The organism is Haloferax sulfurifontis ATCC BAA-897 (assembly GCF_000337835.1).
Taxonomy (GTDB): Archaea; Halobacteriota; Halobacteria; order Halobacteriales; family Haloferacaceae; genus Haloferax; species Haloferax denitrificans.
In genome coordinates, this window is record NZ_AOLM01000011.1 from 93,465 (window position 1) to 117,290 (window position 23,826).

At 68.9% G+C, this 23,826-nt stretch carries 15 protein-coding genes; 8 read left to right on the forward strand and 7 right to left on the reverse strand.

Features of this window, described 5'->3' with window-relative positions; all coding sequences use genetic code 11:
• Window positions 1-85 precede the first annotated feature (85 nt).
• Entirely contained in the window at window positions 86-3,166 is a 3,081-nt protein-coding gene (locus tag C441_RS06890; protein ID WP_007274462.1) for an FAD-binding and (Fe-S)-binding domain-containing protein, read from the forward strand.
• Window positions 3,167-3,305: 139 nt separating this feature from the next.
• Entirely contained in the window at window positions 3,306-4,091 is a 786-nt protein-coding gene (locus tag C441_RS06895) for a CBS domain-containing protein (protein WP_007274463.1), read from the forward strand.
• Window positions 4,092-4,139: 48 nt separating this feature from the next.
• Here C441_RS06895 and C441_RS06900 read toward each other — a convergent pair whose 3' ends face one another.
• The 4 genes from C441_RS06900 to C441_RS06915 all read right to left on the reverse strand — a co-directional run bounded on the left by C441_RS06900 (window position 4,140) and on the right by C441_RS06915 (window position 7,349).
• The gene (locus C441_RS06900; protein WP_007274464.1) at window positions 4,140-5,267 is read right to left on the reverse strand and encodes a pyridoxal phosphate-dependent aminotransferase; all 1,128 of its coding nucleotides are present in this window, start codon (window positions 5,265-5,267) and stop codon (window positions 4,140-4,142) included.
• 81 nt (window positions 5,268-5,348) lie between these two features.
• Complete coding sequence (locus tag C441_RS06905) at window positions 5,349-6,152, reverse strand: helix-turn-helix transcriptional regulator (RefSeq protein ID WP_007274465.1); 804 nt, start codon at window positions 6,150-6,152, stop codon at window positions 5,349-5,351.
• 222 nt (window positions 6,153-6,374) lie between these two features.
• Window positions 6,375-6,896, reverse strand: coding sequence for a GIY-YIG nuclease family protein (locus tag C441_RS06910; RefSeq protein ID WP_007274466.1), 522 nt, complete (start codon window positions 6,894-6,896; stop codon window positions 6,375-6,377).
• A 21-nt stretch (window positions 6,897-6,917) separates the two neighbouring features.
• Window positions 6,918-7,349 (reverse strand): DCC1-like thiol-disulfide oxidoreductase family protein, encoded by a 432-nt coding sequence (locus C441_RS06915; protein WP_007274467.1) that lies wholly within the window; start codon window positions 7,347-7,349, stop codon window positions 6,918-6,920.
• A 106-nt stretch (window positions 7,350-7,455) separates the two neighbouring features.
• Here C441_RS06915 and C441_RS06920 point away from each other — a divergent pair, with 106 nt between their 5' ends.
• The 6 genes from C441_RS06920 (at window position 7,456) to C441_RS06945 (ending at window position 17,496) form a co-directional block, all read left to right on the forward strand.
• Window positions 7,456-9,807: a DEAD/DEAH box helicase gene (locus C441_RS06920; protein ID WP_007274468.1), complete on the forward strand. Its 2,352-nt coding sequence runs from the start codon at window positions 7,456-7,458 to the stop codon at window positions 9,805-9,807.
• Window positions 9,808-9,934: 127 nt separating this feature from the next.
• Complete coding sequence (locus tag C441_RS06925) at window positions 9,935-11,092, forward strand: hypothetical protein (protein ID WP_007274469.1); 1,158 nt, start codon at window positions 9,935-9,937, stop codon at window positions 11,090-11,092.
• 122 nt (window positions 11,093-11,214) lie between these two features.
• Window positions 11,215-12,378: an iron ABC transporter substrate-binding protein gene (locus C441_RS06930; protein ID WP_007274470.1), complete on the forward strand. Its 1,164-nt coding sequence runs from the start codon at window positions 11,215-11,217 to the stop codon at window positions 12,376-12,378.
• Window positions 12,379-12,390: 12 nt separating this feature from the next.
• Complete coding sequence (locus C441_RS06935) at window positions 12,391-13,986, forward strand: ABC transporter permease (RefSeq protein WP_007274471.1); 1,596 nt, start codon at window positions 12,391-12,393, stop codon at window positions 13,984-13,986.
• Window positions 13,976-15,148: an ABC transporter ATP-binding protein gene (locus C441_RS06940; RefSeq protein WP_007274472.1), complete on the forward strand. Its 1,173-nt coding sequence runs from the start codon at window positions 13,976-13,978 to the stop codon at window positions 15,146-15,148. Before C441_RS06935 ends, C441_RS06940 begins: the two co-directional genes overlap by 11 nt.
• Before the next feature lie 2 nt (window positions 15,149-15,150).
• Entirely contained in the window at window positions 15,151-17,496 is a 2,346-nt protein-coding gene (locus C441_RS06945; protein WP_007274473.1) for a DUF7846 domain-containing protein, read from the forward strand.
• A 72-nt stretch (window positions 17,497-17,568) separates the two neighbouring features.
• Here the strand turns inward: C441_RS06945 and C441_RS06950 are convergent, their stop codons facing one another.
• From C441_RS06950 to malA, 3 genes are all read right to left on the reverse strand, one after another.
• Entirely contained in the window at window positions 17,569-18,867 is a 1,299-nt protein-coding gene (locus C441_RS06950) for an MFS transporter (protein ID WP_007274474.1), read from the reverse strand.
• 282 nt (window positions 18,868-19,149) lie between these two features.
• Complete coding sequence (gghA, locus tag C441_RS06955) at window positions 19,150-21,624, reverse strand: glucosylglycerol hydrolase (RefSeq protein WP_007274475.1); 2,475 nt, start codon at window positions 21,622-21,624, stop codon at window positions 19,150-19,152.
• Between the two features lie 94 nt (window positions 21,625-21,718).
• The gene (malA, locus tag C441_RS06960) at window positions 21,719-23,758 is read right to left on the reverse strand and encodes an alpha-amylase MalA (protein WP_275040264.1); all 2,040 of its coding nucleotides are present in this window, start codon (window positions 23,756-23,758) and stop codon (window positions 21,719-21,721) included.
• Window positions 23,759-23,826: the final 68 nt, after the last annotated feature.

Sequence of the window (23,826 nt, forward strand, 5' to 3'; positions counted from 1 at the left end):
AACCACCCGCGCGCGACCCGGACCGACGCCCGTCACCGGGTGTCTTTATCCGTTCACGCAAACCGACATACGACAGAGCTAACCAATGGCATCCAACACGCACGAACCGGCCACCGACCCCGCGCTCGCTGGCGATTACGACTACGTCAGCGACGACGTCGAGCGGCCGGGGCTGGTCGAAGACCTCCAGTCCCTCGTCGAGGGCGACGTGCGCTTCGACACCTACACGAGAACGCTGTACGCGACCGACGCGTCGGCGTACGAGCAAGTCCCCATCGGCGTCGTCATGCCGACCTCGACGGCCGACGTGGCGGCGGTGATGGAGTACTGCGCCGATCGCGAGATTCCCGTCCTCCCCCGCGGCGGCGGCACGAGCCTCGCCGGCCAGACCGTCAACGAGGCCGTCGTCCTCGACCTCGTCCGCCACATGGGCGGCGTCGAGGAAATCGACCCCGAGGCGCGGACCGCGACGGCCGAGGCGGGCGTCCGCCTCGGCGAACTCAACGAGGAGCTCGCCCCCCACGGCCTGAAGTTCGCGCCCGACCCGGCGTGGGGCGACCGCTCCGCGCTCGGCGGCGCAATCGGCAACAACTCCACCGGCTCGCACTCGCTGAAGTACGGCAAGACCGACTACTACATCGAGGAGCTAGAGGTCGTCCTCGCGGACGGCACGGTGACGACGTTCGGCGAGGTGAGCGTCGACGAACTCCGCGAATCCGGCGACCCCGACGGCGACCTCGAAGCGCGCATCTACGCCGAAATCGCGCGGATACTCGACGAGGAGGCCGACGAGATTGCAGAGCGCTTCCCCGACCTGAAGCGCAACGTCTCGGGCTACAACCTCGATATGCTCGTCGACGAGATGCGCGGCGAGCGCCGCACGCCCGACGACTCGGGCATCGACGAGGACTGGGAGGCCGGCCGCGTCAACCTCGGTCGCCTCGTCGCCGGGAGCGAAGGCACCCTCGGCATCGTGACGAAGGCGACCGTCTCGCTGGAGGAGATTCCGAACACCGCGTCGGTGGCGCTTCTCACCTACGACGACGTCATCGACGCGATGCACGACGTCGCGCCCATCCTCGAACACGAGCCCGCGGCCGTCGAGGTGATGGACGACGTGCTTCTCGGCCTCGCGCGGGACACCGCCGAGTTCGCGGACGTGGTCGGGATGCTCCCCGAGGGCACGGACTCGACGCTCCTCGTGGAGTTCTACGCCGACTCCGACGAGGCCGGCAAACAGAAGGTGGCGAACCTCATCGAAGACCGCGTCATCGACCCCGACGGGACCGAGTTCGACCCCGACGAGGGCTCGGCCTCGGTGACCGAGACGGAGCGCCGCGCGACCGACTTCATGGAGGCCCACGACGCCGACACCCGCGCGAAGTTCTGGAAGATGCGCAAGTCGGGCCTCCCGATTCTGCTGTCGCGGACGACCGACGAGAAGCACATCGCGTACATCGAGGACACCGCCATCCCGGCCGAGAACCTCCCGGCGTACGTCTCCGACTTCCAGGACATCCTCGACGAGCACGACACCTTCGCGTCGTACTACGCCCACGCGGGGCCGGGCGTCCTGCACATCCGCCCGCTCGTCAACACGAAGACGGCCGAGGGCGTCGAGACGTTCGAGGCCATCGCCGACGAGGTGACGGACCTCGTCGTCAAGTACGGCGGCTCCGTCTCCGGCGAGCACGGCGACGGCCGCGCGCGGACCCAGTGGAACCGCAAGCTGTACGGCGACCACCTCTGGAACGTCTTCCGCGACCTCAAGACCGCGTTCGACCCCGATTGGCTCCTGAATCCGGGGAACATCTGCGGCGACCACGACATGACCGAGAACCTCCGCTTTTCCCCCGACTACGAGTTCGACGCCGGCTTCGAACCGGCGCTGAACTGGGACAACGACAACGGGTTCGAGGGCATGGTCGAACTCTGCCACGGCTGTGCCGGCTGTCGCGGCCAGCAGTCCACCGTCGGCGGCGTCATGTGCCCGACGTTCCGCGCCGCCGAAGAGGAGATTCAGGCGACCCGCGGCCGCGCCAACATGCTCCGGCAGGCCATGAGCGGCGGCCTCCCCGAAGACGAGATGTTCACCGACGAGTTCGTCGACGAGGTGCTCGACCTCTGTGTCGGCTGTAAGGGCTGTTCGAAGGACTGCCCCAGCGAGGTCGACATGGCGAAGATGAAAGCCGAGGTCGTCCACGAGTACCACCAGCGCAACGGCTCCAGCCTCCGCGACAAGCTGTTCGCCAACATCGACTCGCTGTCCAAACTCGGGTCGGCGTTCGCCCCGCTCGCCAACGCGGCGACGAAGGTGCCGGGCGCGCGGACGCTCATGGAGAAGACCGTCGGCATCGCCAAGGAGCGCTCGCTTCCGACGTTCCACTCGACGAGCTTCGTCGACTGGTTCGAGAGCCGCGGCGGGGGCGGCGTCCCGGAGGCGGAGGCCGACCGCAAGGCGCTGTTGTTCCCCGACACCTACACGAACTACAACCACCCCGAGGTCGGCAAGGCCGCCGTGAAGGCGCTTGAGGCCGCGAACGTCCACGTCCGGATTCCGGAGGGCGTCGCCGGCTCCGGTCGGCCCCCGCACTCGAAGGGCTTTCTCGACAAGGCCCGCGCCGATGCCGAGCAGAACGTCGAGGCGCTCGCGCCTTCCGTCGAGGAGGGCTGGGACGTCGTCCTCTGTGAGCCCTCGGACGCGGTGATGTTCCAGTCGGACTACCTCGACTTGCTCTCAGGCGACGACGTGGAGGCCGTCGCCGAAAACGCCTACGGCGTCATGGAGTACGTCGACGCGTTCCGGCTGGACGAGTCGCTGTCGTTCCGCCCGCAGGACGACTACCTGACGTACCACGGCCACTGCCACCAGAAGTCCACGAAGAAGGACCACCACGCGGTGGGCGTCCTCCGCCGCGCCGGCTTCGAGGTGGACCCGCTGGACTCGACGTGTTGCGGGATGTCCGGGTCGTTCGGCTACGAGGCCGAACACTACTCGATGTCGAAGGCCATCGGGAACATCCTCGAAGGACAGGTGGCCGAGAGCCCCGGCGACGTTGTCGTCGCCCCCGGCGCGTCCTGCCGGACGCAACTCGAAGACATGGACGGCGCGACCGACGACCCGCCGCACCCCGTCGAGATGCTCGCGCGCGCCATCGACGCGTAAGCGGCGCTACGGCAGAAACCACCGATTCGAGCGCGCCGCCGGTCGCCGTCCCGCCTCGTTTTTCGTCGCAGATACGTTTAGGGCGCTCGGCGGCCAACCGCGGGACGACCGAGATGCGAGGGAACCAGCCATGACACCGATGGAACTCGACGACGTGCGCGTCGACGCGTACATGACGACCGGCGTGGAGACCGTCGACCCCGACGCGTGGGTCACAGACGTGGTCGACAAACTCAAGGCGGGACCGCAGTACGGCGGCCTCCCGGTGGTCGACGACGAGAACCGCCTCCTCGGGTTCGTCGGCGCGATAGACCTCTTGGAGGTCAACGGCGACGTACGGGTCGAGTCGGTGATGAGCCGCGACCTCGTGGTCGTCCGCCCGGAGATGACGGTGAAGAACGCCGCGCGCGTCATCTTCCGCACCGGCCACCAGTTCCTCCCCGTCGTCGACGACGACCGGGTGTTGCTCGGCCTGTTTTCGAACGGCGACGCGGTGCGGAGCCAAATCGAGCGGACGACGCCCTCGAAGGTCCAGAGCACCCGCGAGATGCTCGAACGGACCCACGACACGTCAATCGACGTCGGCGAGCGGGAAGTCGAGGTCGGCTCGCTGATTCCGACCCAGCGGGAGGTCTACGGCGACGAGCTCGAGGGCCGGAAGTACGAACTCCAGAACGGCCTCGCGGAGCCGCTCATCGTCGTCTCCCACGGGTCCGAGACGCTCCTCGTCGACGGCCACCACCGGGCGATGGCCGCGAGGCGGCTCGATATCGACCGGATGCTCGCGCACGTGCTCACGGTCTCGGAGGAGGTCGACGAACTGGGTCTGCGGCGGATGGCCCGCCTCGGCGGCCTCCGGTCGCTCGCGGACGTGGAGGTCAACGACTACCTCCAGCACCCGCTCATCGAGAAGACAGAACAGTAGACGGACCGAAGCGAGGAGGCGAAAACGGTGGGTCGAGGGTGCGGCGGGCTACTCGGCGAGGTCGTCGAGCGCGTCGCCGAAGGCTTCGAGGCCGGGTTCCATCGCCTCGGGGTCGCCGCCCAGCGAGATGCGGAACGACTCCGGCGAGTCGAAAAATCGGCCGGGGACGACGAGCACGCCGCGGTCCCACGCGGCGTCCGCGACCGCGTCGCCGTCGCCGTCGGCGTGGTCGAGGAAGGCGAACGTCCCGCCGGCGTGGATGCGCCCGTCGAGGTCGTCGCGCTCGGCGACGAACGACGCGAGGAGGTCGTGATTGGCCGAGAGGTGCTCGCGGGCGGCGGCCTCTATCTCGTCGCTGTGGTGGAGCGCGCGCCGGGCGAGTTTAGTGCTCGGTTCGGCGACCGCGGGGAGGTACATCGACGCCGAGCGGGCGCGCTCGACGACCTCCTCGGGGCCGATAATCCAGCCGACGCGGAGGCCGCCGAGGCCGTAGAACTTCGTCAGCGACCCGGTGACGACGGTGTTGTCGAGGCCGGACGCCGTGGTGCCGCCGAAGGGGCCGTCGACCGCGGGGTCGACGAAGGGCGCGTACACCTCGTCGACGAGGAGGTAGCCGCCCGCGTCGGCCGCGGCCGCCGCGACCTCGGCGAGTTCCGCGCGCGGCGTGAGTTTGCCCGACGGGTTGTGGCGGTTGGTGACGATGGCGAACGCGAAGGCGTCGGTCGAGGCCCCGTCGAGGCGGGGCGGTTCGAGTTCGTAGTCGTACTCCGGCGGGCGGACGAAGCGGTCGACGCGCGCGCCGAGCGCCTCCGAGGTGACAACGAGCGGCTGGTAGCCCGGCTTCTCCACGAGCACCTGCGGGCGCGAGGCGTCGGATTCGTCACGGTCTTCGTCGTCGCCGGACGCGAGGTCGAGGAGGGCGCAGGCGGCGAGGAAGTTCGCGTTCGTCGCGCCCGCGGTGACGAGGACCGACGACTCGGAGACGCCGTAGCGTTCCGCGAGTTGGCCGGCGAGCGTCGCGTCTTCGGGGTCCGAGCGACCCGCGAGAACCGGCGGGACGAGGTCGTCGCCGCGCCGGGACGAGCCGAGGTCGCTCGTCGCGAGGTCGTGGGTGGCCTCGTCCACCCGGTCGACAATCCACTCCAGATAGGGAATTCCGGGAAACGTCGTCGTCATTGGGACTCCTTCGCGGGCACTGCCGTAAGTCGTTGGGGTCTCGGGGACATCGGCCGCAGGCGATGGGGGACGGCGGGGCGCTCAGCGGTCGTCGGTCGTCGGCCGAGGAAGCGGCGCGGCGTCCGTCTGCCAGTCGTCGATGCGTCGCCTGGCCCACGACACCGCCGGCCGCGAGTCGTTGTAGATGACGCCCGCGAGACCTCGCTCCGAGTACGCGACCAGGAACGCGACGGGGCCGTCCGGGAGGTCCGAAACGACGAGACTGTAGGGAAGCGAATCGACCGACCGGAGCGAAAAGGAGTCGACCGACCACGCCTCGGCGAGCTGTGGCCGGTAGGCGGTGACGAGCCGCTGGACCACGTCGTCGGTGGCGACGATGTCGACCGGGATGCCGCCCTCGACGACGGCCCGGTAGTAGGCGTCGACCTGCGAGGGAAGGGCCCCGCGGACGCAACCGCGTACCGACGTCGCCTCTTCGACGAAGGACGTGAGCTTCGACAGCGCGGGGCCGGAACCGCCATCGGTGACGGAGATGGCGTCACAGCCGTCGAGGAACGCCGGTGCGAGCGGCGCGTCCGAGTCGAGGGAGTCGAGCACCGCGGCGGCCGCGTCGATGTCGTCCAGACACTCGACGAAGTGCGCGTACGTATCGAGCGCCATTCGACCGGCGAGCGTCGGGCGGTGGACGCCGCCGTTCGTCTCGACGAAGCCCGCGCTCTCCAGCTCGCGAAGCCCGCGGTCGACGGTCGACCGCGACACCGGGAGGTCGTCCGCGAGCTCCGCCGTCGTCCGAGGCTGGCGAACGACGGCGTCGAGCACGTCGGCGCGCGACGCGAGCACGTCGAACACCTCGTCGACCTCGGACCGAACCATGTCGAACTGCATGAACGTGTTACTACTTAAATAACAGGAGAACCGACGCTTAGTATATAAATAAACGAACTGTTTATATATTATAACTCACGGCGTGCGTGAGTGATGCGATGGGTGAAGTAAAGCGTGTGGCAGGAGTATGAGGGAGTGCCGGGGTGCCTCTGACAACCGGCTTTTCGCCCGAACCGGGGTGCCCGGTCCGGTTCGGGCGTCAGAAGGGGAAGACATTCCCCTTCACATTTTGCTCTGAAACGCTTCTTCGACGAGGGGAACCGCCGTCTCCACCGAGTCGCCGCGCGCGAGGTGCGCGTCGCACGAGCAGTCCGACGAGCCGAAGCCATCGACGCCCGCCGCACCGAGCGACGACGCGAGGTCGGTCGCGACCGCGCACTCCACGTCGCGGTCGGTGACGCAGACGACGCGCGCGAGGTCGACCGCGGGGGACCCGCCGAGGTAGTCGACGTGCCAGTGGCGGGCGTCGTGGTCGCCGGCCGCGACGCGTCGGTGGCGGCGGACGCGGCGGAGGCCGCCCGTTCCGAACGCGCTCCCGACGTAGACGTAGGCTCCCGCCGAGAGGCGGTGGTCGCCCAGCGCGCCGACCTCGACGGTCACCGCGGGTGCGTCGAAGACCAGCGCGTACGTCCCGACGGGCGACCGAGCGTCGAGCGCCAGCGGGTCGTCGTCGGTGCCGAGGACCGCGGAGTCGAGCGAGTGGACTGTCGGGGCGTCGTCGGTCGGGGTCCGCGGGGTGGTCATAGTCGGAGTACGTCCGTCCGGTTACGAAAGCTCGGCGGGTCGCTGTTCGGCGTTGTCGAGGAGGGCCGGGAACAGGTCGGCCGCGGCGGCGTCGAGGTCGTAGACGCTGTGGACGTCGTCGGGGTCGCGGCCGCGGCCGCTGGCGGCACCGACGGCCTTGGCGATTCTGTCGTAGTTGTCGCGGACGAGACTGCCGAGGAGGCCGGGCATCCCGGCGCGGTCGGTGAGTTCCTTCGCGGCGGCGCGGCCGGCGTAGACGCGGCGCGCTCGGCGGTCGACGAAGACCATGGCGAACGGCACGTCGGCGAACTGGGCGTCGAGGAACGCCTGCGCCGCGTCGTCGTACCACGAGATGGCCTCCACGTCGTCGAGGCGCTTCAGCGCCGACGCGGCGACAGAGCAGTAGGCGCACTCGCCGTCGTAGATGAGCACGGCGTCCGCGGACTCCTTCATACGCTTCCGTCGGGGCGCGGAGAACAAAAACGGCCCGGCGGCCGTACCGTGTGCTATCAGTTCCGGCCTGCGACAGCGTTAGGGCGACCACGTCCGCAGTAGGCGTGTGGACGACCTCATCGAGTGGCTTCGGACCAGACCGTACTACGAGGGACAGATTCGGTCCCACCGCCGGTTCGAGGCGCGCGAGCCGGCGTTCGCCGACGTGGACCTCGAACCGCGGTTGGCGTCGGCGCTCGACGACCGCGGCATCGACCGACTCTACCGGCATCAGGCCGAGGCGGTCGAGGCCATCCGCGACGGGAACAACGTCGTGTTGGCGACGCGGACCGCCAGCGGCAAGAGCCTCGCGTACACCGTGCCGGCGTTCGAGCGGGCGATGGACCACGGCGGGCGGACGCTCTATCTCGGCCCGCAGAACGCGCTCGTCGCCGACCAACTCGACACGCTGTCGGACCTCGCGCGCGGCCTCGGCTTCGGCAGTCGCGTCTCGGTCGACCAGTACACCGGGCGGCTGTCGAAATCGGAGAAGCGCGGGGTGAGAAAGCGGATGCCGACGGTCCTGCTTTCGAACCCCGACATGGTTCACTACGCGCTCCTCCCGCACGCCCACCGGCTGTGGGAGTGGTTCTTCTCCTCGCTGGAGACGGTCGTCATCGACGAGGTCCACGGCTACCGCGGGGTGTTCGGGAGCCACGTCGCCCTGCTCATCCGCCGGCTCAAGCGCGTCTGCGAGCGGTTCGGTGCCGACCCGCAGTTCGTCTGCTGTTCGGCCACCATCGGCAACCCCGTCGAGCACGCCGCGCGCATCACGGGCGAGCGGGAGGACTCCTTCGCGCTCGTGGACGAGGACGCGAGCGGGACCGGCGAGACCAACTGGCTCCTCTGGAACCCCCCGGAGTACGACAACCCCGACGCCGGCGGGTCGGGGCGGCGGCGCTCGGGTCACGTCGAGACGAAGAACCTCTTTGTCGACCTCGTCGCGCGCGGTCACCAGACGCTGGCGTTCACCCGCGCCCGACAGGCCGCCGAACGGTACGCTTCCGAGAGCGCGAGCGACCTCAGAAGCCGCGGCGAACACGGACTCGCGGGCGAGGTGGCGGCGTATCAGGCCTCCCTGACCCACGATCGGCGGCGAGAGATAGAGGCCGGCCTCCACGACGGCGACATCGCGGGCGTCTGGAGCACCAACGCGCTCGAACTCGGCGTCGACGTGGGCGGCCTCGACGTGGTGCTCATCGACGGCTACCCCGGCACGCGGATGTCCGCGTGGCAACAGGCCGGGCGGGCGGGTCGCGGCGACAGGCCCGCGCTCGTCGTCCTCGTCGGCGGCGAGGACCAACTCGACCAGTATCTGATGAACCACCCCGCGGAGTTCTTCGACGGCGACCCCGAACGGGCCGTCTCCGACCCCGAAAACGACCATCTCCTCCCGTCGCACGTTGCCTGCGCGGCCGCGGAGAACTGGCTCTCGACCGACGACGAATCGTACTTCGGCGGGTCGTTCCCCGGCGTCGTCTCGGACCTCGAAGCCGACGGCACGCTGGCGCGCCGGGAGACCGACGACGGCCTCCGGTGGACCCACGACGGGGGCGAGAGCCCGCAACACGCGATGAGCCTCCGAACCATCACCGACCGCGAGGTGCAACTGATGGACTCGCGGAACGACGAGACCATCGCCACGCTGGCGTTCGACGACGCGCTCCGGGACGCCCACCCCGGCGCGGTCTACCACCATCAGGGCCAGACGTACGAGGTCGCCGAGTTGGATTTGGACCGCGACGTGGCCCGGCTCCAGCCGACGTGGGCGGACTACTACACCCGCGTCCTCCACGACAAACACATCACGGTCGAGCGGGACATCCTGTCGAAGCCGCTGTCGGCGCGAGACGACGTGGAGGTCCGGTTCGCGGAGGTGACGATGCGAAAGCAGATAACGGGCTTCGAGCGCCGCGACCCGAAGCGCGGGACGACAATCGGCCAGCAACTGCTCGACCTCCCGGAGACGAGTCTGCGGACGAAGGCGCTGTACTTCACCGTCCCCGGCGACGTGGAAGGGGAGATGCGCGAGCTATCGAACGACCGCCCGGAGGGCCGCGACTACGGCTTCAACGGCGGCATCCACGCCGCGGAACACGGGATGATTTCGCTGTTCCCGCTCCGACTCCTCTGTGACCGCGGCGACATCGGCGGGCTCTCGACGCCGTACCACTCTCATACTGACCAATCGACTATCTTCATCTACGACGGCCACCCCGGCGGGGTCGGCATCACGCGCGCCGGCTACGACATCGTGGAGGGACTGATGCGCCAGACCGCCGACCTGATTTCGGACTGCGACTGCGAGGACGGCTGTCCCTCCTGCGTGCAGTCGCCGCAGTGCGGCAACGCGAACGACCCGCTGGCGAAGGACACGGCCGTCCTGCTGTTGGAGTCGCTGACGGGGACGCGGGCCTGAATCCGGCGGCCGGGCGCGAACCGCCCGCCCCCGCCGACCCGACGGGTGAAATATCACGATACCGGCATTTCAGGGCCGCTATTCCGAACCAACAGCTATTTTTGGGAACCCTAAATCTATAGGGGCAATGAACGCGGACATCTGCGTGGTCGTCCCGACAATCCGGGAGTACGAGTGCATGCGGTCGTACTTCGACAACGCCCGCGCGCACGGGTTCGACCTCGACCGGCTGTTCGTCCTCCTCGTGACGGAGGACTTCTGCGACGCCGAGGGGATGGCGTCGATGCTGGACGACGAGGGGGTTTCGGGCGCGGTCTTCGACGGGTCGGCCCGCGAGGAGTGGTACGACGAACACGACATCTCCGAGTACTCGCATCTCGTGCCGGCGGCGAGCCACGCCCAGACGAGCTTCGGCCTGCTGTACATGTGGGCGCACTCCGAGTTCGACTACGGCGTGTTCATCGACGACGACACGCTCCCCCACGACGAATGGGACTTCTTCGGTCGCCACATGGCGAACCTCGACCGCACCGACGAGGTGGAGTCGGTGTCGAGCGACGAGCGCTGGGTGAACGTCCTCTACCAGAACGCCGACGAACACGGGCTGTACCCCCGCGGCTACCCCTACTCGGCGATGGACGAGACGGTCGAGACCGGAACGCGCGAACTCCGCGACGTGGTCGCCTCGCAGGGGCTGTGGACGAACGTCCCGGACCTCGACGCGGTCCGCATCCTGATGGACGGCGACCTCGAAGGGCAGGCCCAGACACGGACCGACTTCGAGGACTTCGATGGTGACTTCGTCGCCGAACCGGGCCAGTACCTCACCGTCTGCTCGATGAACCTCGCGTTCGAACGCGAAGTCATCCCGGCGTTCTACCAGCTCCCGATGGACGACAACGAGTGGGAGGTCGGCCGCTTCGACGACATCTGGTCGGGCGTCTTCCTCAAGCGCGCCGCCGACGTGCTCGGAAAGGACGTGCTCACCGGCTACCCGCTGTGCGAGCACAACAAGGCCGCCCGCCCGACGTTCGACGACCTCAACAACGAGGTGCCGGGGCTCGAACTCAACGAGCACCTCTGGGAGGTCGTCGACGCGGTCGGCGGGGACGCCGACAGCTACGCCGGCGTCTTCGAGGCGATGGCCGACGCGCTCGCCGACGGCGACTGGTCCGACTACCGCAACGGCGACTTCTTCAACTACGTCGGCGAGCACATGCGCGACTGGCTGGACTGCCTCGACGCGCTCGCCGCGCCGCGGGCCGCCGCGCCGGCCGACGATTGAACGGGCGACGGCGAACGCCACCCGCGCGACGACGCGGGGGAGGTGACCCGCGTCCCGCGATTCGGCCGCGTCGCCCGACAAATCGGTAGGTATAAATGATTTAGGGAGACCTAAATCAATGTATGCACGAACGCGACCGAGAGCCTCGCGGCCACAGTCGTCGCCGGTTCATCGCGACGACGGCGGCCCTCGGGGTCGGCGCGCTCGCCGGGTGTACCGGCGGCGACGAGGAGACGGAGACGACGACCGAAGCCGGAGCCAACGAGTCGGTCGGACAGATCGGGTCCGGGCGGTCTCCGTTCGGCGACCGCGACATCACCGGCGGCGTCTCCGTCGCGGAGATGCCGGACCTCTCGGGCGAACTCACGCTCTACTCGGGTCGCGGACAGGCGCTCGTCGGCGAGCTCATCTCCTTTTTCGAGGAGTACTACGACGAGTTCACCATTCGCCCGCGGTACAACTCGGCGGCCGAACTGGTCAACCAGATTCAGACCGAGGGCCAGAACAGCCCCGCGGACGTGTTCTTCTCGGTCAACGCGGGTTCGCTCGGCGCGCTGAAGGACGCCGGTCGCACGCAGGAGCTTCCGAGCGACGTGCTCGACCTCGTCCGCGACGAGTTCCACGACCCGGACGGCCAGTGGACCGGGACCTCCGGTCGCGCCCGGACCGTCCCGTTCAACACCGACCAGTTCGACGAGTCGGACGTCCCCGACGACATCATGGCCTTCCCCGACACGGAGGCGTTCAGAGACAACATCGGCTGGGCACCGACGTACTCCTCGTTCCAGGCGTTCGTCACGGCGATGCGCGTCCTCGAAGGCGAAGACGCCACGAGAGAGTGGTTACAGGGCATGCAGGACCTCGGCGTCACGGAGTACAACGACGAGTTCCTCGTCTCGCAGGCCGTCGCCGACGGCGAAATCGGCGCGGGCTTCGCCAACCACTACTACATCCAGCGCATCCTCGCCGGGCGACCGAACGCGCCGCTTTCGACCGCCTTCACCGCGGGCGACGCCGGCTCGATTTTCAACGTCGCGGGCGCGCTCGTCCTCGACAGCACCGACGACGCCGAACTGGCGAGCAACTTCGTTCGCCACCTGCTTTCGGCCGAAGCGCAGGACTACTTCGCGCGGACCACCTTCGAGTACCCCCTCGTTTCGGGCGTCGACCCCATCGGCGAACTGCCGAGCATCGACGAACTCAGCCCGCCGGAGTCGCTCGACCTGACCCAGCTTTCGGACCTCGAAGGAACCGTGGAACTCTTGCGTGAGGTGGGCGTCCTCTGAGGTAGCACACTCATGGCGACCGAACAGCAGACGGGGACCGGTGGAGGAGACGACGAGCAACCGCTCGGTCTGACCATCGCGAGCGGGGCCGTCGCCGCCGCCGTCGTCGTCCCGCTGTTGTGGCTCGTCAAGACCGCGCTCGACGTGGGGTTCGCCGAGGCGGTGTCGCTCGTCACCCGGCCGACGACCGTCGAAGTGTTCCTGAACAGCGCCGTCCTCGTCACGCTCGTCACCGCCGCGTGCATCGGGCTCGGCGTCCCGCTGGCGTACCTGACCGTCCGGACCGACCTGCCGTTCAAGCGCTTTTGGACCGTGGTCGTCTCGCTCCCGCTCGTCATCCCGAGCTACATCGGCGCGTTCGCGTTCGTCTCGGCGTTCGGCCCGCGGGGCGCGTTCCAGCGGCTCTTGGCCCCGCTCGGCGTCGAGTCGCTCCCCGAGATATACGGACTACCCGGTGCCGTTTTGGTGCTGACGCTCTACACGTACCCATACGTGTTCATCACCACCCGGGCCGCGCTGAAGTCGATGGACACCACGCTCATCGACGCCGCGCGGACCCTGAACCACAGCCGCTGGGAGGCGTTCAAGCGGGTGACGGTCCCGCAGATTCGCCCCGCGGTCGCCGCCGGCTCGCTCCTGACGGCGCTGTACGTCCTCTCGGACTTCGGCACGCCGGCGATTATGCGGTTCGACGCCTTCACCCGCGTCATCTACGTGGAGTTCGGGACGTTCGGCCGCGACACCGCGACGCTCCTGTCGCTCCAACTCATCGCCGTGACGCTCCTCATCTTGACCCTCGAATCGAAGATTCGGGGCGACGAGCGCACGACGACCGGCGGGCGCTCGGGGGCGCCGATGCCGCTCGGCCGGTGGAAGTACCCGGCGCTCGGCTTCGCGGCGCTCGTCGCCACCGTCGGGCTCCTCGTCCCGCTCGGCATCCTCTTTACGTGGCTCGCGCAGGGCGTCGCCGCGACGAGCGGGTCTCTCGCGTTCCAACCCGAGTACGCGTTCAACTCGGTCCTCGTCGCGGCGGCGACCGCGGGCGCGGCGACGCTCGCCGGCCTGCCCGTCGCGTACCTCGCCGCGCGGCACCCGTCTCGGCTGAGTTCCGTCTTCGAGCGCGCGACCTACGTCGGCTACGCGGTGCCGGGCGTCGTCCTCGGGCTGGCGCTCGTCTTCTTCGGAAGCTCGTACGCGACGCCCATCTATCAGACGCTCTACCTCCTCGTGTTCGCCTACGTCATCCGCTTTCTCCCGCAGGCAATCGGGTCGCTCCGGGCGTCGTTCCTCCGGGTCGACCCCGCGCTCCCGGAGGCGGCGCGGACGCTCGGCGAGACCCCGTCGGGGGCGTTCCGTCACGTCACGCTCCCGCTCGTCGCGCCCGGCCTGTTCGGCGGCGCGGCGCTCGTCTTCCTGACCACGATGAAGGAACTGCCCGCGACGCTCCTGCTCCGCCCCTCGGGGTTCAGCACGCTCGTGACACACATCTGGACGGCCTACGAGCAGGGCTACTTCGGTCAGGCCGTCGTGCCCGCGTTCATCCTGCTTTTCGTCTCCGGGCTCTCGATGCTCGTTATCATCACCCAAGAGGGATACGATGTCAAATAGCACACTCTCGACCACCGACCGCTCGAACCGCGCGGAATCCACCGGCTCCGAGGCCGACGACGAGGACATCGGCGGCGTCCTCGAACTCGACGGCGTCTCGAAGTCCTACGGCACCGAGTCGGTCATCGACGACCTCTCGCTCAGCGTCGAGGAGGGCGAAATCCTCACGCTCCTCGGCCCCTCGGGCTGTGGGAAGACGACGACGCTCCGACTCATCGCCGGACTCGACCGCCCCGACGGGGGCGAGGTCCGACTGAACGGGAACGTCGTCTCCGGCGGCGACACCTTCCGCGCGCCCGAGGAGCGCGGCGTCGGCGTCGTCTTCCAGGAGTTCGCGCTGTTCCCGCATCTCACCGCGGCCGAGAACATCGCCTTCGGGCTGAAGGACCTCGACGAGGCCGCGCGCGACGAGCGCGTCGCCGACCTCCTCGACCTCGTGGGACTGGAGACCCAAGGCGACAGCTACCCCGACGAGCTCTCCGGCGGCCAGCAACAGCGGGTCGCCCTCGCGCGCTCGCTCGCGCCGGAGCCGGCCATCCTGCTCCTCGACGAGCCCTTCTCGAACCTCGACGTGGACCTCCGCGTCCAGATGCGCGAGGAGGTCCGCCGCATCCTCAAGGAGGCCGGCGTGACGGCCGTCTCCGTCACCCACGACCAAGAGGAGGCGATGTCCATCTCCGACCGCGTGGCCGTGATGAACGACGGCGACCTCGAACAGGTGGGCGAACCCGAACAGGTGTTCCAACACCCCGAGTCCCGGTTCGTCGCGGGCTTCCTCGGCTACGCCGGGTTCCTGCCGGGACGCATCGCGGGCGACGTGGTCGAGACCGAACTCGGGACGGTCGGCCGCGACCAGATTCACGGCCTCGCGCCCGAGTACGACGACACCGACATCGACATCCTCGTTCGCCCCGACGACGTGTCGGCGCATCCCTGCAACGGCGGCGGCGACGGCCACGGCGAGGTCGTCGGCAAGCGCTACCTCGGCCCGACCATCCTCTACGAGGTCGAACTCCACGGCGGCGACAACCTGCTGTGCATGCACAACCACGACGAGACCGTCCCGACCGACGGTTGCGTCGAGGTGACGCTCGACGCCGGCCACGAACTCGCGTGGTTCCCGCGCGAACAGCGCCCCGAGACCGGCCTCTACTCGGACTGAGGATGGGTCGGCGAGACTCGAACACGGGCCGGAGCGTCCCGCTCGGCGGGCGCGTTCGCGCCGCCGTCCGCGGCCTCGCGTTCGACACCGACTTCTCCATCGACATCGACCGAAACCGGACGCGGCGGCGACTCGCCGCGCTCTGTGTCTCGCTTCTCGTCGGCCTCGTCGTGACGTGGCTCGCGGTCGACCTCTTTCCGTACCACACCGTCAACGACGACGAGGGCGTCTACCTCACTCAGGCCGCGATGCTCCTCGAAGGCAAGCTGTTCCTCTATCCCGGCCAACTGACCGAGGCCGTCAGGCCGTGGTTCTTCGTGGTACAAGAGACGCCGAGCGCGCCCGGCGGCGTCCAGCTCTACTCGAAGTACTCGCCGGCGGTGCCGGCGCTGTTCGCGGTCGGCCTCGCGGTCGGGCTTCCGAACCTCGTGTTGGGAGCCATCGCCGCGGCGTCCGCCGCGTTAGTCTACGCCCTCACCGCCGACGCGTTCGACCGGACGACCGGCGTCGTCGCGGCGGGCCTGCTCGGCCTCTCGCCGCTGTTTCTCATCACCTCGGCGACGTTCCTCGCGTACGCGCCGACGACGATGCTCAACCTCGGGTTCGCCGTCTGCTACGTCCGGGCCGCCCGCCGAGACTCCTCGGGCTACGCCGTCGTCGCGGGCGCGCTCGTCGGCGCGGCGTTCTTCGCCCGCCCGTACACCGCCGTCCTGTTCGCCCTGCCCTTCATCGCCCACTCGCTGTGGGCGCTGGCGACCGCCCGCCGCGCGGGGACCGGCTGGGTCGTCTTCCGTCGGTACGCCGCCGTCGCGCTCCCCGGCCTCGCGTTCGTCGGCCTGACGCTCGCGTACAACGCCGTCGTGACGGGCGACCCGCTCACGTTCCCGTACATCGCCTTCGCACCGCGGGACGGCATCGGCTTCGGCGAGCGGGCCATCCTCGACTACGAGGTCGTCTACACGCCCGCCATGGGCGTCGAGACCGCCGTCGAGGCGCTCGACCGACTCGCGTTACGCTGGGGGCCGATGGGGTGGCTCGGCACCGTCGCCGCGGTGTTCGGCCTCGGCGTCACCGCCCGCCGCTGGTGGAGCCACAAGACCGGCCGAAACCTCCGGGGGAGCGCGAGACGCCGCCACCACGGACTCGGCGGCCGCGACCGCGCGTTCACCGAACTCTCCGACGACGCCCTCGCCTGCGTCGTCGCGGGCGTGTTCGCCTCGGTGTTCCTCGGCAACGCCGCCTTCTGGGGGACGCACAACGGTCTTCGAAACGGCCTCATCGACCTCCTCGGCCCGTTCTACCACTTCGACGCGCTCGTCCCGCTGGCGGTGTTCGGCGCGGCCGGCGTCGTCGCCGGCGCTCGGCTCCTCCGCCGGCTGGCCCACCGCCGCTTTTCGGCCTCGGAGGCCCGCGGCGTCGTCTTCTCGGTGCTTCTCGTCTCGGCGCTGTTCGCCGGCGGCGTGACCGTCGGCGCGGTCGAAGACCCCTACGACGAAAACCGGCTCCGAACCGAGAACCTCGCGGCGACCTACGAACCGCTCCTCGACGCCGGCTTCGAACAGCCGCCGCTGACGCTGTCGCTTCCGGGCGTCGATGCCGGCGGTATCGAGGGCGGTGCCGACGGTATCGGCGTCGCCGGCGACCCGTCCGCCGCCGGTAACGAGACGAAGGCGCTCGTCTTCCACCCCGACCCCTACGGCGACTGGTCGGCCCATCCCTTCCAGACGCTCCGCAACGACCCCGGGTTCGACGGTCCGGTGGTGTACGCACTCGACGACGGGGCCGAACGGGACTTCGCGGTCCTCGACGCCACGAACCGAACGCCGTATCGGTTCACCTATCGGGGCACGTGGACCGGAGCAACCGAGGCGGTCGAACCGGACCTGACCCGACTCGACGTGCTCGCCGGCGAGCGGGTCGACGCGACGACGACGCTCGGCGCGCCCGCGGGGGCGAACACGGCGTCGGTCCGCGTCGAGACCAAGGCGGGCTACGCCCGTTACGACGCGGCGACGGCCGAGAACCTGACCGTCGAGTGGTCGCTTTCGCCGGCGGGCGTGGCCGTGACGAACCGGCCGCTGGCCGCCGGTCCCGAGCGACTGTCGATTCCGCCCGGCGCGAGCGAGGTCGACCTCGCGGTGACCTACGTCGGCGACTTCGGCGAGACGGTCACGTACCGACAGACCGTGACGGTCGAGCGCTCGGGCGGCGAGATACGGGTTCTCTGGCCGCCGGAGACCCGCGTCTGCCGGCTGACCACCGACTGCGGGACGGAAGGCGAGTGGGTCGGCCCCGACGGCGACTACCTCGACGGCGTCTCGGTCGAGACCGACGCGCGCGTCGCCTGAGGCGAGCGTCGAGAGCCGGCGGCTCGCGGGAGTGTGGGCGTCGGGAAAAAATGAAACGTCGCGGTCGGCGGCTCAGTCGTCGGCCGGGCCGGTCGAGCCCGACGAGCCGAGGAAGCCGTCGACGGTCGCGCGCTTCGCGATGTGCGGGCGGTAGACCCACGCGTTCAGGAGGACGATGGGAACCATCGTCGCCGCGACGAGCGCGTAGCCGACGTGCAGGTTCGGCAGGAGCACAGACGAGTAGACGAGCGGGTAGGTGATGCCGCCGATGGTGCCGACGCCGCCGACGACGCCCGCGACGACCCCCGAGCTGTTGGGGAACATCGCGGGGACCTGCGCGAAGATAGCGCCCTCAGCGAAGGCGCAGGCCATGCCGACCATGAAGCCGGCGGCCACCGCGATGAGGACGGTCCCCGAGAGGCCGGCGAGCGTCATGACGAGCATGGCGACGACGATGAACGAGAGCGACACGAACGTCCACTGCTCGCGGTAGCGGCCCTCGAAGACGGGCAGGATGTCCATCTCCTTGCGCGCCAGCACGTCGCTGACGTAGCCGCCGATGGGCCGGAGCAGGCCGGCCGCGATGGAGAACGTGGCCGCGAACGTGCTCGCGAGCACGAGGTTGTTCGTGTTGAACGCCTCGCGGTAGTAGGTGGCGAGCCAGCCGTTCATCGAGAGTTCGAGACCGAAGCTCATGACGTAGGCGAGCGCGAGCGCGACGGTCCCGTAGCGGGTCGCGGTGTGGACCCACTGCTTGAGCGTCGCGTTGTCGGCGGTCGCCTGCCGGCGCTCGTCGTTCGCCGCGGCCTCGCCGAGGAGGTAGTAGGCGACCGCGAGCAGAATCGAGACGACGCCGGTGTAGAAGAACGCCGCCCGCCAGTTGCTCTGGAACAGGGGCCCGCTCCAGTCCGCCCCGAACACGCGGGGCAGGATGAGCGCGCCGCCGGCGGCCCCGGCGTTCCCGATGCCGGCGTAGATGCCCTCGGCCATGCCGAGGTTCTCCTCTTCGAACCACTCCGAGACGTGCTGGATGCCGATGACGAACGTGATGCCCGCCGTGGCGACGATGAGGCGCTCGACGAAGAACACGGTGTAGCTCTCGGCGAAGGCGCTCGCCATCGAGAACACCCCGACGTAGCCGAGGACGATGGCGAACACCACCGGCGCGCCGAACTTATCCGAGAGCCAGCCGGTGAGGATGCGGCCGAAGGGCGCGAGCCAGATTGCCGCGCTCGCCAAGATGCCGATTTCGGCGAGCGAAAGCCCGAACTCCTCCGCCATCGGCCCCGTGAAGGGCGCGAACGAGAACCAGATGAGAAAGGAGAAGTTGAACCCGATAGTGGCGAGAAGGAGCGTTCGCCACTTGGTCATCTTTACGAGACCCATACAACAACCTCCGAAATAGGAGCACAATCGTGTACAATTCTACCGTTCTTCTGCGTTGGTTTGAACATCATGTAGCGGATAGCACAGAGACATCATAGAAAAGTACTGTCCACAATTCTCCATAAACACTTACCGAGTGTTTAGAGAATTGAACTAGATAAGGAGTATATTACCCATATTATCCGATAATATACCGAGTTGCACTATGGACATACGTCCAAAAACACTCGGAGAGTATGAATCTGGTGGTGAGTTCTCTCCCGTCGGCTACGGGTCGCGCCGCCAGACGACGGCCGCCCCGTTGGCGAGTTCGACCGCGAGCGGATTGGAAGCGGCGGTCGAACCGTCTGGTTCCTCGACGCCGGGAGCGACGAGCGCCGGCTCCCAGCCGTCGGTCGGGACGGCCGGCGCGTTCGCGTCCCCGGCCGCGTCGTCGGCGAGGGTCGCGGGCGACACCTCGACGGGGACGCCCTCCATGTTGGCGGCGAAGAGCAGTTGTTCGCCACCGGTCGAGTCGGTCGCGTCGCCCCTGTCCGGCGCGGTTCGGAAGCCGTAGTAGAGGACCGTCCCGTCGGTCGGGTGGCGGTAAGTGAAGTAGTCGTCGTCGGCATCGAGGTCGGCGAGGAGCCACGGGCGGTCGTGACGGAACTCGCGGGTTTCGAGGCGGAAGGCGGTCCGCTCGTCGTCCTGTTCGTCGCGCCAGTGGCCGAGGTTCGCGAAGTCGTGCACGTCGCGCATCCACGCGTAGCCGTAGGCTTCGAGGTCCGCGGCCGAGAGGTCGTCGCCGAGCGGTTGGTCCATCGCCGAGAGCATGGCCGCCATCACGTCGAGGTCGTAGTCGGTCGCGCCGACCGCCGACGAGAGGGCGTTCATGAAGGTCAACAGTCCCTCGCGGGAGTCGAAGCCGAGGTCCTTCACGCGCCGGAAGAAGCGGTCGTCCTCGAAGTCCTCGTCGCGCACCTGCCAGTAGCAGAACTTCGACTCGTCGGAGACGACCTTGACGTTCCACGTCGGGTCGGTGTCGCGGACGAACCCCCACGGCGCGCGCATGTTGGCGTGGACGAAGTCCATCGGGACGCCCGGCAGGAAGCAGTGGAACAGCATCGACGACGCGGCGTTGTCGTACGCCTCGCTCAGCGTCTCGGGGTAGTCGTCGCCGAGGTAGGGGTTGACCGGCGACTGGTTGAACTCGACCGTCGGGTCTATCTGCGTCCCCCGGCGGACGGTGTCGTGGTTGGCGACGCCCGTCAGCCAGTTGCCGCCGAACTCGCCGACCTCGCGGACGCGCCACCACTTCGTCGCCCAGAAGGTGAGAAGCGCGGGGGTGTTGTGGGCGAAGGTGATGGGCGACCACTGGAACGAGTGGGGGTGTTGTTCGATGAGCGCCCGGTACGAGGAGGCGAGTTCCCAGTCCTCGCGCGGCCACGGCCGCCCGTCCTCGTAAACCATCCACGGCCGGTACTCCGTGCCGGCGACCTCCTGCGTCACGCGGTCCATCTCCGCGAGGAAGTCGTCGTCGTGGTACATCTCGCCCGTCTCGGGGTCGTGGGAGGTGAAGTCCTGCGCGCCGTCGACCCGGATGCCGTCGGCACCGAAGTCCATCTTGCGCTCTTGCATCTCCAAGAAGACGGCGCGCGCGGTCGGTTCGGTGTAGTCGAGGTGCTTGCCGTACATCCCCGGGCCGAGGACGTACCGGTCCGAGAGGAGTTCCGCGCCGCGGTTGTCGGCGTGGCCGAGCGCGATGTCGAAGACGACCTTTATCGGTCGCGGGAGGTCGTGGCAGGCGGCGATGAAGTCGACGAGTTCGTCCGGGCGGCCGGTTTCGAGGACGGCCGGATTCGGCGCGGAGAAGGCGCTGACGACGATGTCGTAGCCCCAGTTTATCATCTCCGGGCGGGCGACGTCGACCGTCACCTCGCCGGCCGAGCCGTCGGCGACCGTCCAGAAGTCGTGTTCCGCCTCGTTCTCGGTCAACGGCTCGACGGGCATCAACTGAATCCCGTCGTAGCCGGCGAAGGCGCGCTCCCACGGGGCGAGGTCGTCGCCGGCGCGCTGTTTCGCGGCGATTCCCTCGTACACCTCGGCGAGGCCGGCGAGCGACCCGCGTTCCGTGGCGGTTCCGGGGTGGATTTCGAGCATGCTCGTCGCGGGGTCGATACGCGGGAGGCCGCCGTCGTCGGTCGTGGCCACCCGCTCGTCGTCGGTGCCGAGCGCCTCGAAGTAGGCGCGGTCGGCGCGGGTCTCGTCCAGCCTGTCGAGGTCGTACACCTCCGCGGGCGCGAACGCCCCGAACGGAACCGAGTACGCGACGGGGTCCTGAACCGTTCGCTCCTCGCCGTCGTCGCCCTCGTAGACGAGACGATAGAGCGCGCCGAGGGTGTCGCGCGTGCCGGCGCGGACGCCCTCGACGGCCGCCCAGTGGTACTCGCCGACCCGACGCGTCGGGACGCGGTGGCGGTCGAACGTCACGCGCCGGTGGTCGGTCTCGCCGGGGTCGAGGTCGGCCGGCGGCGTCAGCAGTTCCAGTTCGACGGCGGCCTCCGGCACGCCGTCCTCGACGAGGTCCGGCGTCCAGAAGCCGAACTCGACGACCTCGTCGCGGCGGTGCGCGCCGAGTTTCGTCGTCAGCGTCTTGGCGGCCGAGAAGTCGTCGTCGCGGCTCTCGACGACCGACTCGTGCCACGAGGCGAGGTCGTCGGTTCGGTCGGCGTGCAGGGTCGGCGTGGGGGAGTTCGTGCTCATGGTGTATCGGGTCGGTCGGGTCGGACGGAATCGAAATCGGAGGTGGAGGCGAAATCGGGGACTACGCGAAGTTGAAACGGGACGTATGCGGACGTTACGCGAGCGGGCAGACGACCACGTCGTCGACGCGGACGCCGCCCTCGGCGGCGACCGAGTCACCGGAGACCACGTCGGTCGCGTCGACGTCGAGGTCGCCGACGTCGACCGTGGTCGCGCCGGGCGCGAAGTTGAGCGCACAGAGGTACGAGCCGTCGTCGTGGTCGCGGACGAACGCGACCGCGCGGTCGGAGTCGGCCTCGTAGTCGATGCGGCGGAACGTCCCGTCGTGCCGGAGCGCGGGCGTCTCGTCGCGGACCTCGATGAGTCGCTCGTAGTGCTCGCGGACGTCGTCGCGGGCGTGGTCCCACGCGAGGGCGTCGCGGCGGCCGCGCTGGCCGATTTCCTGCCCGCCGTAGACCATCGGCACGCCGGGGAGCGTAAACAGCGCGCCCGCGGCGGCCAGCGCCTCGTCCTCGCCGCACTCGACGATGTAGCGCGTCTCGTCGTGGTTTTCGAGGTAGAGCATGAACGACGCGTGGTCCGGGAAGCCGACCTGCGTCCGCTGTTCGATGGCGTCGAGGACGCGCTCTGCGGGTTCGTCGCCGCGGCCGACCTGCCGAAGGGTGAAGTACAGCGTCGTGTCGAAGTGCATGTCGAACATGCCCTCGTGGAAGTCGGCGATGTAGGGGATGGTCTCGTCCAGAAGCAGGAACTCGGGGTCTTTCGCCTTCACGCGGTCCCGAATCTCCTGCCAGAACGTGTCGGGGACGGCCCACGCCATGTCACAGCGAAAGCCGTCGACCACCTCGGCCCACATGTCCACCGCGTCGAGCAGGTAGCGCCGGACTTCGAGGTTCCGGTGGTCGAAGTTGGCGATGTACTCCCAGTCGAAGTAGGTGCCCGGCTCGCCGTTCTCCTGCCACTCGTACCAGTCGTAGTACTCGGAGTCGGGGTTCTTGTAGGCGTCCTCGAAGAAGGGGTGGGCGCGCGCGGAGTGGTTGAGCACGAGGTCGAAAAGCACCTTCATGCCGCGGTCGTGGGCGGCCTCGACGAACCGCTCGTAGTCCTCGCGGGTGCCGAGGTCCTCGGCGACGTCGTAGAAATCCACGATGTTGTAGCCGTGGGGCGCGTGGTCGTTCTCCAGAACGGGCGTGAGCCACAGGCAGTCGACGCCGAGCGATTCGAGGTAGTCGAGCCGCGTTTCGAGCGCCTCGAAGGTGTTGTCGGCGTCCTCGACGTCCGAGGCGTAGCCGCGGACGTAAATCTCGTAGAGCGTCACCTCTTGGGCCCACTGCGGCGGGTCGTTCGGCCGGGAGACGGAGACGGACGCCTCCTGCGCGCCGGAGCCGTCAGTGTGGCCCGTCACGTCGGCCCGTACCGCCTCCGTCTCCGCCTCGGCGACCCCGCCGTCGGCGATGGCCTCGCGTTCGACGGTCACGGTGTCGGGGACGCTGTACGTCTCGTCGAGGGCGACGGCGTGGACGCGGAGCCGGTCGCCAATCGCCGAAAGCGGGACGCGGAGCTCCCAGCCGTCGGTCTCGACGGCCGCGTCGTCCACCTCGTCGCGGTCGTCGACGACGAACTCGACCACGAGGTCGTCGCGGTCGGTGTCGCTGTCGGGGTTTGGGTGCGGGTCGGCGCGGACGACGACGACGCCGTCCTCGACGGTCGCGTCGAGCCTGATGCGCGGCCGACCGCCCCGTCCCCGCTGGGCGTCGCCGGCGCCGCTTCCGGAGCCGGACGCGCCGCCGCTGGACCCCGTCGGGCGCGCGGAGCCGCTCTGTCCGCTGTAGCCGCTCATCCCGCTCATCCCGCTCGCGCCGCTCCTGACCGAGCCGGCGGGCAGGTAGGAACCGGGGAAGACGCGGACGGTGAGCGTGTACGTCACGTCTGGCGCGTCGAGTTCGACCACGTACCGCCCGGCCGCGTCGGGCGTGAACTGCACGACTGCGGTGTCTTCGTCGAGTTCGAGACTGCTTGCGACCGGCGCGCTCCGAACCCGCCACGAGTAGTCTGCGTCGGGGTCCGGGTCGCGAGGTGCGAGTTGTACTGACTCGCCGACAGCCATGAACTGCGGCGGTCCTGGGTGTTGCATACTCACAATCAACGTGCCGGGTGACTTTGAGTTTACCCCTGAAGTGACCGGCGTTCCGGTGAGAGACG

Bases quoted from the DNA above. Each gene is read 5' to 3' on its own strand.
- C441_RS06890 (WP_007274462.1), top strand. From the start codon at position 86: ATGGCATCCAACACGCACGAACCGGCCACCGACCCCGCGCTCGCTGGC.
- C441_RS06895 (WP_007274463.1), top strand. From the start codon at position 3,306: ATGGAACTCGACGACGTGCGCGTCGACGCGTACATGACGACCGGCGTG.
- C441_RS06900 (WP_007274464.1), bottom strand. From the start codon at position 5,267: ATGACGACGACGTTTCCCGGAATTCCCTATCTGGAGTGGATTGTCGAC.
- C441_RS06905 (WP_007274465.1), bottom strand. From the start codon at position 6,152: ATGCAGTTCGACATGGTTCGGTCCGAGGTCGACGAGGTGTTCGACGTG.
- C441_RS06910 (WP_007274466.1), bottom strand. From the start codon at position 6,896: ATGACCACCCCGCGGACCCCGACCGACGACGCCCCGACAGTCCACTCG.
- C441_RS06915 (WP_007274467.1), bottom strand. From the start codon at position 7,349: ATGAAGGAGTCCGCGGACGCCGTGCTCATCTACGACGGCGAGTGCGCC.
- C441_RS06925 (WP_007274469.1), top strand. From the start codon at position 9,935: ATGAACGCGGACATCTGCGTGGTCGTCCCGACAATCCGGGAGTACGAG.
- C441_RS06930 (WP_007274470.1), top strand. From the start codon at position 11,215: ATGCACGAACGCGACCGAGAGCCTCGCGGCCACAGTCGTCGCCGGTTC.
- C441_RS06935 (WP_007274471.1), top strand. From the start codon at position 12,391: ATGGCGACCGAACAGCAGACGGGGACCGGTGGAGGAGACGACGAGCAA.
- C441_RS06940 (WP_007274472.1), top strand. From the start codon at position 13,976: ATGTCAAATAGCACACTCTCGACCACCGACCGCTCGAACCGCGCGGAA.
- C441_RS06945 (WP_007274473.1), top strand. From the start codon at position 15,151: ATGGGTCGGCGAGACTCGAACACGGGCCGGAGCGTCCCGCTCGGCGGG.
- C441_RS06950 (WP_007274474.1), bottom strand. From the start codon at position 18,867: ATGACCAAGTGGCGAACGCTCCTTCTCGCCACTATCGGGTTCAACTTC.
- gghA (WP_007274475.1), bottom strand. From the start codon at position 21,624: ATGAGCACGAACTCCCCCACGCCGACCCTGCACGCCGACCGAACCGAC.
- malA (WP_275040264.1), bottom strand. From the start codon at position 23,758: ATGCAACACCCAGGACCGCCGCAGTTCATGGCTGTCGGCGAGTCAGTA.